At 70.7% G+C, this 12,721-nt stretch carries 5 protein-coding genes; 2 read left to right on the top strand and 3 right to left on the bottom strand.

Annotated features, from left to right (window positions below; all coding sequences use genetic code 11):
* Nucleotides 1–55: 55 nt before the first annotated feature.
* Nucleotides 56–1,381, bottom strand: a complete 1,326-nt coding sequence (locus ACIOEW_RS32640; protein ID WP_401968256.1) for a geranylgeranyl reductase family protein — start codon at nt 1,379–1,381, stop codon at nt 56–58.
* A gap of 631 nt (nt 1,382–2,012) precedes the next feature.
* On the opposite strand from ACIOEW_RS32640, the gene ACIOEW_RS32635 reads away from it, so the two are divergent.
* Nucleotides 2,013–4,607, top strand: a complete 2,595-nt coding sequence (locus tag ACIOEW_RS32635; RefSeq protein WP_401968254.1) for a SpoIIE family protein phosphatase — start codon at nt 2,013–2,015, stop codon at nt 4,605–4,607.
* 72 nt (nt 4,608–4,679) lie between these two features.
* On the opposite strand, the gene ACIOEW_RS32630 is transcribed toward ACIOEW_RS32635, so the two are convergent.
* The gene (locus ACIOEW_RS32630; protein WP_401968251.1) at nt 4,680–6,863 is read right to left on the bottom strand and encodes a discoidin domain-containing protein; all 2,184 of its coding nucleotides are present in this window, start codon (nt 6,861–6,863) and stop codon (nt 4,680–4,682) included.
* Nucleotides 6,864–7,349: 486 nt separating this feature from the next.
* On the opposite strand from ACIOEW_RS32630, the gene ACIOEW_RS32625 reads away from it, so the two are divergent.
* Complete coding sequence (locus tag ACIOEW_RS32625) at nt 7,350–8,768, top strand: helix-turn-helix transcriptional regulator (protein WP_401968249.1); 1,419 nt, start codon at nt 7,350–7,352, stop codon at nt 8,766–8,768.
* Between the two features lie 57 nt (nt 8,769–8,825).
* On the opposite strand, the gene ACIOEW_RS32620 is transcribed toward ACIOEW_RS32625, so the two are convergent.
* The gene (locus ACIOEW_RS32620) at nt 8,826–12,305 is read right to left on the bottom strand and encodes a M28 family peptidase (protein WP_401968477.1); all 3,480 of its coding nucleotides are present in this window, start codon (nt 12,303–12,305) and stop codon (nt 8,826–8,828) included.
* Between the last annotated feature and the right edge of the window lie 416 nt (nt 12,306–12,721).

Genomic DNA, 12,721 nt, shown 5'->3' with positions numbered 1-12,721 from the left:
GGCGAGTACGCCGGACCCCCGGCTCCGCCGGGCCCTGCGGTACCGGGAATTCCGGTCAGCGTCGGCGGGCGTCCGGAGCGGGGACGAGACGCACCGCGGTGTTCAGGACATGGTCGATCACGTCGCGCGAGGGCTTGTCCGTGAGGTTGGTGAGCAGCCGGGCCAGGGTGTTGAGCAGGAACGGGGAGCCCATCACGTAGCGGTTGAGCACGGGCTGGAACCCCGAGCGGCTGAAGACCAGGTCGGCGGCCGTGTTGCCGAGCCGGTAGTAGCTGCCCCAGCGGCGGTTCATCTCGACCGGGTAGTGGTGCAGCGCCCTCTCCCGCCGCGGGCCGGCCGGCAGGGCCAGCGCGAGCGCCGTCGCCTCGGCCGCGACCTCTCCTGCCTCCATCGCCTGGCCGATGCCCTCACCGTTCCAGGGGCTGATCATGCCCCCTGAGTCGCCGACGAGGAGAAGCCCCCTGGTGTACAGCGGGTGACGGTTGAAGCCGAGCGGCAGCGCGGCGCTGCGGACGGGCCCCTCGGCGTTCTCCTCGCGCAGCCCCCACTCCTGTGGCGTCCGCGCCAGCCACCGTTCCAGGGTGGCCCGCAGGTCGGCCTTGCCGTGGCGGCGATGGGGGATCGCGCCGAGTCCCACGTTGACCCGGCCGTCACCCATCGGGAAGATCCAGCCGTACCCCGGCAGATAGTGGTCGCTCCGGGGAAAGCGGAGATCGGCCCAGAGCTCCAGGAACTCCTCCCGGGAACGCTCGGGGCTGCGGTAGTAGCGTCGGGCCGCCGTGGCGATCTGCCGCTTCGTGTCCCGCTGCAGCCCCATTGCCAGTGCGAGCCGCGCGGACGCGCCGTCGGCGGCGATGACGACCGGAGCGCGGTGCACCACAGGCTCCGCCGTCCCCGACACCGTGGTGACACCGATGACCCGGCCGGTCCGGTCGGTCACCGGCTCCGTAACCTTCACGCCGGTGCGCAGCCGGGCCCCGGCGGCCACCGCGTGCCGTGCCAGGATGTCGTCGAAATCGTGCCGGCTGCGGGTGAGGCCGAAGTCCGGGTAGCCGCCCAGCGCGGGCCAGTCGATCTCCACCTGCCGGTCCCCGGTCACCCAGCGCATCCCGCGTGACCGCGTCCAGCCGGGTGCCTTGATGTCGACGCCCATCCGGATGAGCTGGTGCACCGCGCGAGGGGTGAGGCCGTCGCCGCACACCTTCTCCCGGGGGAACGCGGACTTCTCCAGCAGCAGCACATCGACGCCCGCCCTGGCGAGGTGGAAGGCGGCGGACGAACCTGCCGGCCCCGCACCCACCACGATCACCTCCGCGTCCTCGGCCGGGCCGGGGGTGGAATGCTCGTCGGGGGTGGACCGGTCTGCGTGCGCTTCCCGCATGGGAACCCTCTCCTGGTACGGCCTGCGCCGCCCGCGGACGGCGACCTGTACACCGACATCCTGCCGGTTCGCGCCGCTCCGCGGCAGGGGCGATCAACACGCCCGGAACACGCCCGGCGCACGCCCCGCAACGCCCTGGAACGCGCCTCGGGGCCGCACTGAGTGCGGCCCCGAGGGCAATGGCTGAGCGGCGCCGGAGCAGCCGGTTCAGTACGGCAGCGGGCGCCCGGACGGCGTGCGCAGGTCGAGCGGCGGCTGTGGCCGGGAGGGAAGCTGGGGACGTCGGACGATCCTGATGCGGCCCACTGACACCACCTCCTGTCGTTAATCCGTCATATGCCCTGGCGGTGCGCCGTTCACACGTCCAGCGGACGTCCGGCGGTCATGAACGCAGCTGGGCCCCGAACGGGCGGGGCCGCCAAATCGTGTTAAACCTGAAGATGTGGGTGGCACAGGTCGGTTCCGGACGCGGTTTCACCACTCCGCCCGGCAGCCGCATCGGCACGATGACGGACGCCCGGGCGGTGACGAGCCTGCACCTTCCGGCCCGAATCCCGGGCGGTCCTCACCGGGCCGTCGGCTGCGCGCCCACTTCCGGGTCCACACCGTCGCCGGTCAGGTCTTCTTCCTGATGCTGGGAATCGTGACGCTGCTCATCGTGACGGCCGTCGTCGCTCTGGTGGTGCAGGGCAGACGTGACTCCATGAACGTGGCCCGGGCCCGGTCGCTGAGTGTCGCGGAGACCTTCGCGCACGCGCCCGGCATCGCGGCGGCCCTGGACAGCAAGGACCCGACCGTCCTCCTGCAGCCCCGCGCCGAGGAGATCCGGCGGAGCACCGGAGTGGAATACGTCGTCGTGGCCGGGGCCAACGGCATCCGCTACACCCACCCCGACATCGCACTGATCGGGAAGCACATCCTCGGCCCGTACAAGGAGGCCCTGGAGGGCAAGCCCATCACCCGTACCGTAACCGGCAGCCGCGGACTCGCTGTCAATTCGGTGGTGCCTGTCCAGCGGCCCGACGGCACGGCCGCCGGACTGGTCTCCGTCGGCATCAAGGTCGACACGGTGAACAAGCTGGCCTACCCGAGCATCCCGCTCGCCCTGGGCGCCGCGGTGGCCGCACTCGCCCTCACGGCGGGCGGCGCGGCCCTGGTGAGCCGCCGTCTGGGCCGCCAGACGCGCGGCCTCGGCCCGGCCGAGATGACCCGGATGTACGAACACCACGACGCGGTGCTGCACGCGGTCCGCGAGGGCGTCCTCATCATCGGCGCCGACGGCCGGCTGGTCCTCGCCAATGACGAGGCCCGCCGGCTCCTGGACCTGCCCACCGACGCCGAGGGCCGCGCCGTGGCGGATCTGGGACTGGACCCCCGTACGGCGGAGCTGTTGGCCTCCGGGCGGGCCGCCACGGACGAGGTGCGGTCCGCCGGGAACCGGCTGCTGGCCGTCAACCTCCGCCCCACGGGTGAGCGCGGCGGCCCGCCCGGCACGGTCGCCACCCTCCGGGATGCCACGGAGCTCCGGGCTGTCATGGGCAGGGCGGAGACCGTACGCGAGCGGCTGCTGCTCCTGTACCGGGCGGGCGCCCACATGGGGACCACGCTCGACGTCACCACGACCGCGCAGGAGCTGGCGGAGGTCGCCGCGCCCGGATTCGCCGACTGCGTGACGGTCGACCTCGCCGACTCCGTACTGCGCGGGGAGGAACCGCAGCCTCCCTCCGGAGGCGTCATGGACATGCGGCGCACGGCCGTGGGCGGCGTCGGCCCGGACCATCCGCTCTACCCGCTGGGCCGTGTCATCGGATTCGTGCCCACCAGTGCCGAAGGCATCGGCAGCAGCAGCGGCCACACCTGGCTGGTGCCGGACCTGACCGCGTCCCAGCAGTGGCGCCTGCCCGACCCCGAACAGGCGGAGCGGATCCTGGCGTACGGATTCCACTCACTGCTCTCCGTACCCCTGCACGCGCGCGGCGTCATTCTCGGGATGGCCAACTTCTGGCGCGCGCAGAACGAGGCCCCCTTCGACACCGAGGACCTGTCCTTCGCCGAGGAACTGGTGGCCCGGGCGGCGGTCAGCGTCGACAACGCCCGGCGCTACACACGTGAGCACGAGATGGCGGTGACCCTGCAGCGCAGCCTGCTCCCGAGCGGCGTTCCCGAGCAGAACGCCCTGGACGTCGCCTACCGCTATCTGCCGGCGCAGGCGGGGGTGGGCGGGGACTGGTTCGACGTGATCCCGTTGTCCGGTGCCCGGGTCGCGCTCGTTGTAGGCGACGTGGTCGGGCACGGGCTGCACGCCGCGGCCACCATGGGCAGGCTGCGCACGACGGTGCACAACTTCTCCACGCTGGACCTGCCGCCCGACGAACTCCTCGGCTACCTCGACGAACTCGTCCTCCGGATGGACCAGGAGGAGGGGACGGCCGGCGGCGGGGCGATCACCGGGGCCACCTGTCTGTACGCGATCTACGACGCGGTCACCGGGCGCGTCTGTGTGGCCCGGGCCGGTCACCCCGGGCCCGCACTCGTCCTGCCCGACGGCACCGTGGAGTTCCCCGAGATCCCGGCCGGCCTGCCGCTCGGGATCGGCGGCATGCCCTTCGAGGCGACCGAGCTGGAGGTGCCCGAGGGAAGCCGCCTGGTGCTGTACACGGACGGTCTGGTGGAGCGCCGAGACCGGGACATCGACGAGGGCATGGAGCAGCTGCGGAACGCCCTGGCCGTCCGGGACCGCACACCGGAGGAGACCTGCGACGACGTGCTGGAGGCCCTGCTGCCCACCCGACCGGGCGACGACGTCGCCCTGCTCGTCGCCCGCACCCGCACCCTGGACCCGGCACGCCGCGTCGAGTGGCAGGTGGACCCGGACCCCTCGGCCGTAGGCGGCATCCGCAAGGAGGCCATCCGCTGGCTCAACGAGCAGGGCCTCGGCGAGGAGGGGTTCGTCACCGAACTGATCCTGAGCGAGCTCGTCACCAACGCGATCCGGTACGGCTCCGAGCCGATCAGCGTGCGGCTGCTGTACGACCGGGCCCTGATCTGCGAGGTGTCGGACTGCAGCAGCACCTCCCCGCACCTGCGCTATGCCGCGACGACGGACGAGGGTGGACGGGGCCTGTTCCTGGTCGCACAGTTCGCCGAGCGCTGGGGCACCCGCTACACCGGGCGCGGCAAGGTCATCTGGTCCGAGCAGGCGCTCGACGGGCCGCCGTCCGAGTAGTCGAACGCCGACGGGACGGGGCCCGGCAGCAACTGCCGGGCCCCGTGACGTTCGTTCACCTCACACGATGCGTCAGGGGAACGACACCACGTTCGACGGGACGGTGGTTGTACCGGACGTGGGGGATCCGGTGTTGTTGATGACGTGTTCGTACTGGCCCTGGCCGCCGAGGGAGACGACGAGCAGGTCGTGGAACTTCACTCCGGGCTTCACCGGTGCTTCGAAGCCGTGGTCCTGACGGATGGTCGGGTCGACGTTGAAGTAGCAGTAGCTGCCCAGTCCCCAGCCTTCGTGGGTGGTGACGGAGTCGTCGACCTTGTAGGCCGCGTACCCCTTGGTGCTGCCGTTCTGGACGGCGGCCTGGTTGGGGGCGTCGTACGCCTTCTCGTTCTGGAAGAAGATCGTCTTGCCCCTCTCGCCGGACCAGCGCACGTCGTACTTGTTGAAGTGCTCGACGAACAGGCCGGTCGCCAGCACGTCGTCACCGTTGACCTGGAGGCCGTAGTCGGAGCGGTTGGTCTCCCAGCCCACCCCGTCACCGTGGTCGGCGCGCCACAGCCAGGTGTGGTCGACGATCGTGTCGTCGTTGTTGATGACCATGCCGGTGGTGGCCTTGCCTGCGCCCGCGCCGCCGACCCGGACGAACACGTCCTGGACGGTGGTCGGGTTCGCCGCGTGGTCGGCCGAGGCGCCGTCGGGGCCGACCTGGACCAGCACCTGCGAGTTCTGCTGACCGGCGTCGACGAGCAGTCCGGCGAGCTTCACGCCGTCCACGTCACCGACCTTGATGGCGGTGACCCCGTTGTCCGGGATGATCGTCGCGAGACCGAGACCCAGCACGACCGTGTTGGCGCGGTCGATGTTGATCGTCTGGTCCACGTGGTAGATCCCGGGCGTGAACAGCAGGTGCAGGCCCTGCTGCACGGCCGCGTTGATGGTGGCGGCGGAGGCACCGGGCTTGACCACGTAGAACTGGCTCAGCGGGATGGACTCGCCCTGCGGGGTGCCGTTCCACGAGACACCGCGCGCGTTGGTGCGCTTGGCGGGGACGAAGACCTTGTAGTCGTTGCCGTCCAGGTAGAGGAAGGGCTTCTCGCGGGAGACCGGGGTGGTGTCGAGGGTGGTGTACGGGGGGTTCGGGAAGCTCTGGGCGGGTGCGCCCTCGACGCCGGAGAACGTCATGTTCCAGACGCCGTTGCCCCAGCTGCCGATGGAGCTGTCCCGGGTGTACCACTGCTGCTGCGAGTACGGCGCGACCTGGCCGTCGATCTTGCTGTCGGCGATGTACCCGCCGCTCGCCCAGCCGTAGCCGTTCGGTGCGAGGTTGAGCCCGCCCTTGACGTGCATCCGGCGGAAGGGGGCGGCCTGTGAGACGGCCCAGCGGTCGGTGCCGCTGACCGGGTTGAGCGCGAGGTTCTCGGCCGAACGCCAGAAGTTCTGCGTGGCGTTGCCGTTGAACCACCCGGCGTCGACGGTCACATCACCGTTGAACGTGGTGTCGTCCGGCTTGAGGCCGAGGCCGGCGATCTGGGTGTAGAACCCGATCTGCGCGTTGATGTTGTTGTACGTGCCCGGCTTGAACATCAGCGCGTAGCGGCCGGTGCCGAACTGCGCCGACTCCTGCTGCTTGAAGATCTCGTCGACCTTGGCCTGGATGCCCGGTGTCGACGGGTCGAAGACAAGGACGTTCGGGCCGAGGTCGCCGCCGCCGGGGATCTGCGGGCCGCCTCCGCCGCCGGTGGTGCCGAACACCTGGAACTCCCAGAGGGAGTAGCCGTACTGGGTGGCGCGGGTGGTGCCGGTCAGCCGGACGTAGCGGGCGGTGCCGGAGACGTTCAGCGTCTCGGTGCCGCCGGGGCCCGTCGCGGTCGAGTAGGCGGTGCTCCAGGTGCTGTTGTCCGTGGAGAACTCGATCCGGTAGCTCTTGGCGTAGGCGGCCTCCCACTTCAGCGCGATCTGGCTGACCGAGGCGGCGGAGCCCAGGTCGACCTTGATCCACTGGGGATCGGAGAACGCGCTCGACCAGCGGGTGCCGTTGTCGCCGTCCACGGCGGCGGTGGCGGGGTTGCCGTCGTTCTCCTGGCTGGAGGTGGTCACCGTCTTGCCCTGCGAGAGCAGCGAGGGTGCCGCGCTCGCGGAGGTGGACGGCATGAAGGCCAGCAGCGAGACGACGAGGCCGGTGACGGCGGCCAGCACGCCGGTCCGTCTTCTCCCGGTCGATGGCGCGTGTCTGTGGAACAAGGGGGGTGCGTACATGGGGGCTTGTCTCCTGAGTCGCGGTACGGGTGCACGACACGAAGCCGGAGAGCGCTCTCTCCGGCCGATGGGATACTTCTCCTTCACGTCCCCACGCGTCAATAGGTGTGCAACACCCGCTTGAACCGGCGTTGTTTAGAACAAGAACTGACGACTGATATCTCACGATTGACCTCATTGCCTACGCCTTGATGCGTTCACTGTGCGAGGTCTGACGGCTCGTCGGTTCAGATGGTGATGCTTTGGCCAGAAGATGCGGGGGAGGGGCGGCATGCCGTTGCCACCGCAACCGGAGTGGCTGGGGAAACCTGCGTGAAGAATCGGTGGACGCGTGCACCGGCAACCGCTGCGCCTGTTACCGGACATCTTGTCGACACGTGGGGGACAGCGGGCACGGCCGCTCGCTATCCTCCGGGGCATGAGCCGTGAGCGTGGTACGCGTGGCGTCCTTGACCAGGCGCGACGGGGTTCCGGGTGAGCGAGGGCATGGGTCCTGTGCCGGCGGACGCCCGTACCGCCGAGGTATGGCGGTCGTTCGGTACCCGGTTACGTCAGTGGCGCAGACGGGCCGGGCTCACACAGGCCCAGGTGGGTGCCAGGGTCGGCTACGACCACACTGCGATCAGCAAACTGGAGCACGGCAGCCGCAGGACGTCGTTGCCGCTGGCCCGTCGGCTCGACGAACTGCTGTCGGCCGAGGGAGAGTTGCTGGCGGCCTGCGAGGCGGCGGAGGAACGGGAGCGCGCGGGAGGCCGGCCCGGCACGCCTGCCGCCGTACGGCGGGGGCCGTTGCCCGGGGAGCCCGCGGGGGGAGCGCTTCTGGCGATGCTTCCGCCGGGGACCGTCCTTCCTGCGAGCCTGCCCGCCTACGGACTCGTCTGCCCGGTGCACGGCAGGGACGGCTGCTCGGTCCCCGCACTCACGGACGTCATCGCCCTGCATGCGGCCTTCTGCGCACTGGGCCCGGAGACGCAGTCCCGCCCTGCCCTGGACAGCGACACGGTGCACGCGCTGACGGCCCTGCTCGCAGTCTGTCTGCGCACCGACGAGGAACGTGCCTGGCCGGGAGCGACCGCTGTCGTCGAGCGCACCCTGCACGCGATGCTCCGCTGGATGGCGCTTCCTGCGGCGTCGTACCAGCGTCAACTGGCCCCTCTGGCAGCCGAGTACGCGCAGTCGGCCGGTTGTCTGCGGCTGCTGTGGGGCCGCAACGGGACCGCGATGGCCTGGCTCGACCGCTCACTGCTGTGGGCCGCCATGGCCGGTCACGTCGGGACACAGGTCGCGGCTCTCAGCGACATGAGCACCCTGGCCCGGCTGGAGGGTGACGGGCCGTCGGCGCTTGCCTACGGTGGGGCCATCGGCCAGGCCGCCGCGGGCCGGCACTGGGCGGGCGCCATGAGCGATCTGTACCAGGCGCGCGGGCACGCGGTCCGGGGCGACGCCGCCCGGACCCTGAGGCACATCGACCGGGCCCGCTCACAGATGGACCGGGCCGGTGAACGCGACGAGACGGAGGCGCCCTGGCTCTCCGTCGCGTCGGTACGCCTGCGCGTGGAGTCCGGTGCGGCCGGCGCACTGCGCGATCTCGCCGTGGCCACCGGTGACCGTCGTTTCGCGCTCCGCGCCGTCGGGGCGGCCCGCACAGCGCTCGGCCTGCTGCCACCCGGCATGCACTCGGCGCGGATGCTGTTCCTGGCCCGGATGGCCGACGCCCACGCGTGCGCCGGCGACCCGGCGGCGGCGCACGCCGTGGCAGGCCCGGTCCTGGACACCACCGAGGTGAATCCGGCGACGCTGCTCGGCCAGGAGCTGCGCGGGCTCCACGCCAGACTGGCGGCCCGCCCCGCCGGCAGCCCGGAGACCGACGACTTCGTCAGCAGACTGGCGGTGGTGGTCCGCTGACACGCAGGGGCGGGGCGTGAGGATCACGCCCCGCCCCCTTGTTCCCCCGGCGGTGGATCAGCTCACGTCCAGTGCCACATCGTCCAGGACGAAGCTGGTCTGCAGGTAGGCGTCCTCCTTACTGGTGAACCCCAGCGTCACCGTCTGCCCCGCGGCGGAGCCGACGTCGAAGGACTGCTGGACGTAGCCGCTGCTCGCGTCGAGATTCGAGTACGTGGCCAGCGTCCGGGAACCCAGCTTCACGGTGAACGTGTCGTAGGCGGTCGCATCGCCCGCCGACTCGGCGGTGTCGGTGCGCAGGTAGAACGACAGCCGGTACGTCGCGCAGCCCGCCGGAACCGTCAGTGACTGCGTGGCGGTGTCGCTGTGGGTGCTGCCCCAGCCGCCGAACCAGGCCTGGTAGGCGCCGCTGTGTGCGGGCTTCTCGGAGGTCCTGTTGTTGATGACCCCGTCAGACTGGGTCCACGGCGTCGTGCCGTTCTCGAAGCCGCCGTTGGCGACGACCTGCCGCGCCTGGCAGGTGCCGCCGCCCCCGACGACCAGCGAGTACGTGGTGGTGTGGGTGGCGGTGCCCGTCCCGGTCACGGTGAGGGTGTACGTACCCGCGGTGGTCTGGGCCCCGGCGGAGACGGTCATCGTGGACGACGAGCCCGACTGCACGGAGGACGGGGCGAAGGAGACGGTGACCCCGCTCGGCGCACCGGAGGCCGTGAGCCGCACACTCTGCGCCGAACCGCCGGTGGTGGCCGTGGACACGGTTGCCGTGAGGGAGGCGCCCGGCTGGACGCTGCCGGACACCGGGTTCACCGAGACGGAGAAGTCGTCGGCGGGGGCGGTGGTGCCGACGGCCGTCTTCCACACCGTGTAGGCGACCCCGTCCGCGCTGCGGTCCAGCGCGGTCGCGTTGATGTTGGCCGTGGTGTCGCACGACTGGTGGTAGCACGGGTCGTACGAACGGCCCGCGGTGCCACCCCACTTGGTGGCCTGGGCGGAGGACTTGGTGTCACTGGCGCCGGTCGCGTACCCCGAGGTGGCGATGCCGCCCTGCTGGAACGAGTAGTCGTCGGAGCGCCCCTGGCCCTCGACGTTCTCCTCCGGGGCGAGGCCGAGCGAGGTCCAGTACTCCTTCATCGGGGCCGATGCGGCGGAGTTGAGGTTGTTGATGAAGTAGCCGCCGTTGGTGGAGGCGACCATGTCGAAGTTGTAGTACGCGGTGATGGCGGTCCGCTGGGCGGCGGTGAGCTGGCCGACGTAGTACTCGGACCCCTCCAGACCCTGCTCCTCGCCGTTCCACCAGGCGAAGCGCACATGCTTGGTCATGGTCGGGTTCTGCTGGGCCAGGGCGAGTGCGTTCTCCAGCAGGGTCGCGGAACCGGAACCGTTGTCGTTGATGCCGGGACCGGCGGACACTCCGTCCAGGTGGGCGCCGAACATCACGGTCCGGTCGGCCGGACCGCCCGGCCAGTCCGCGATCAGGTTGTTGCCGCGGTAGGTGCAGGTGGTGCAGGTCTGTTCGCTGACGGTGTAGCCGGCCGCCTGCAGCTTGCCCTTCACATAGGCGAGCGAGGAGGTGTAACCGCTGCTGCCGGCCCGCCGGTTGCCGCCGTTCTGCGAGGCGATGGTGTTCAGCTGGGCGAGGTGGGCCTGCACGTTGGCGACACTGATGTCCGGGGGCGTGCCACCGGGACCGCCGCCGTCGGTGAGGGTCAGCGTGTACTGGGCGGTGTGCTCCTGGGTGCCCGCGCCCTTCACGGTGAAGGTGTACGCCCCGGGCGCTGCGGCCGACGTCGTCGACACGGTCATGACCGACGTCGCGCCGGACTGCACCGAGGAGGGGCTGAAGGCGGCGGTCACGCCGCTCGGCAGGCCACTCGCGGACAGGTTCACGCTCTGCGCGCTGCCGGAGGAAACGGTCGTCCGGACCGTGGCGGTCACCGAACTGCCGGGCTTCACGGAGCCGGAGGCCGGGTCCAGAGAGATCGAGAAGTCGTTGTTGCCGTTCGGCGCGCAGGTCGGGTCGCCGCTCTGGGCGGGGACGCTGACCGCGTCCCAGGCGGACTTCGCCCGGTTGAACAGCACGCAGGTGGCGTCGAGGGTCTTGGCCGCAGTGAGCGTGGCCGTGCGGTAGCGCTTGTACGTCATGCCGCTGGTCTTGAGCAGCATGCCGCCGTAGAAGACCTTGCCGGCACTCTGGATGCCCACACCGGTGACGGTGGAGCTGTTGCAGGTGGGGCTGGAAGGCTTGCCGCCGCCGGGGTTCGAGCCCTCGGCGAGCAGATAGAACCAGTGGTTGAGGGGACCGGCCGCCGCGTGCTCCTCGGTGCTGGGTATGGAGGAGCTGTAGCAGTTCGGGTCGCCGATCTGCCCGGGGTTGTACATGATCCGGATCGGCCCGTCGCCCACCAGGTCGATCTTCTCGCCGACGGTGTAGTCCGGGTCGTCGTACGGGGCGGGCTCGTTGGTGTACGCCTCGGTCAGCGCCCCCATGATGTCGCCGGTCGCCTCCCCGAGGCCGGACTCGTTGTTCGCGCCGCCGGGCGTGTACTGGTCGATGCCATGGCCGAACTCATGGCCCACGACGTCCATCGCCGCGATCCACTGGTTGGCGTTGTTGTGGCCGATGGAGACGGTGGAGCCGTCCCAGTACGCGTTCACGTCGTTCAGTCCGACCTTGACCGGCCAGCCGCGCCCGTTGCCGTCGTGCCCGTTGCGCCCCAGCCAGTCGCGCAGCATGTCCCACTCGTGCTGGGCCGCCCACATCACGTCGACGCAGCCGGTCTCCTTGCTGGACGCGCTGCCGGTGCCCCAGGAGTCGCTCGACTTGGTGAAGACGCTCCCGGTGCTGTAGTCGGCGCAGCTCAGTCCGGGACGGCCCGGGTCGCGCAGTGAGTAACTGCCGCCGGAGGACGTGGTGTTGATGGACAGCGGGGACGGGCCGTTCCACTGGCTGTTGCCAGTGCCGGCCTTGACGTCGTCGTAGCTGTCGAGCACCGCACCGGTGCCCGCGTCGACGAAGACGTGCAGCCGGCTCGGTGCCTTCGCGGTCCGGCCGGTGAGCACGGTCTCCCAGGCCAGCCGGGACTTCGTGCCGGTGGCCCGGACGACCAGGCGGTGGCTGTCTACCCGCTCCACCGTGCGGAGCCTTTTGCGCGAGGCGGTCTCTGCGGCCCCGGCGGAGACGGTCGCGGTGACCGGTACGTTGATGCGCCGGGAGACGGCCGACTGGGATCCGCGGATGCGGCCCTTGGAGTCGGCCACGACGACGGCGTCACCGCCGACGACCGGCAGGCCGCGGTAGGTGCGTTCGTACGCGATGGAGTAGAGCCCATTGACCCAGGGGGTCACCATCTGGCGTTCGTACCGCTCCTCGGGCCCCTTGGCCAGGGCGTCGAGACCACTGGCCGCTGCCCGGTCGGCTGCCGACACGGCAGCCGAGAGTGCGGTCGGGGCCGGCGGGGACGGTTCTGCAGAAGCTGACTGGCCACTGGTGGCGACCAGCATTCCGGCGAGGACGGCCAGGGTTGTCCCGGCCGTCATCGGTCTGCGTTTCATCGAGGCTCCTCGGTTCGTGGGGACCTCGGTCACGGGCAGCGGCACGGGGAGACGGACCCGCCCGTGCTGCCGGTGCCGGTCGTCCGCCCAGGTGGTGTCCGTGATCGGGCGACCGAACACTCACACGTAGCCATGGCCTCGTCAACGAACTGGGAGTGCAGGCAAGGGACTTGGCAAGTCTGGTCAAGTCGCCATGGTGCGATCGCACAGCCGGCACACAGGGAGGAGCGGTGAAGGGGGATGTCGCGGTGGTCACCGGGCGCCGCCCGAGGCGCCGCATCCGTACCGAAGTCGTGCGACCGGGGTCTCGGCCCAGCCGTGCACGGAGCCGTCGTGCAGTCCGGCGATCCGCGCGAAAGCGGGGGGCCGACCGGACTGTTGAAGCACGAGGGGTGGAAGAG

The sequence above is a fragment of the Streptomyces sp. NPDC087901 genome, from assembly GCF_044742205.1.
Lineage (GTDB): Bacteria > Actinomycetota > Actinomycetes > Streptomycetales > Streptomycetaceae > Streptomyces.
The sequence above is the reverse complement of the archived record's forward strand: the minus strand, read 5'-3'. Positions and strand labels throughout refer to the sequence as shown.

What these genes read in the sequence shown, in the direction of transcription:
- ACIOEW_RS32640 (WP_401968256.1), bottom strand. Translation starts at nt 1,381, where the DNA reads ATGCGGGAAGCGCACGCAGACCGGTCCACCCCCGACGAGCATTCCACC.
- ACIOEW_RS32625 (WP_401968249.1), top strand. Translation starts at nt 7,350, where the DNA reads ATGGGTCCTGTGCCGGCGGACGCCCGTACCGCCGAGGTATGGCGGTCG.
- ACIOEW_RS32630 (WP_401968251.1), bottom strand. Translation starts at nt 6,863, where the DNA reads ATGTACGCACCCCCCTTGTTCCACAGACACGCGCCATCGACCGGGAGA.
- ACIOEW_RS32620 (WP_401968477.1), bottom strand. Translation starts at nt 12,305, where the DNA reads ATGACGGCCGGGACAACCCTGGCCGTCCTCGCCGGAATGCTGGTCGCC.
- ACIOEW_RS32635 (WP_401968254.1), top strand. Translation starts at nt 2,013, where the DNA reads ATGCTGGGAATCGTGACGCTGCTCATCGTGACGGCCGTCGTCGCTCTG.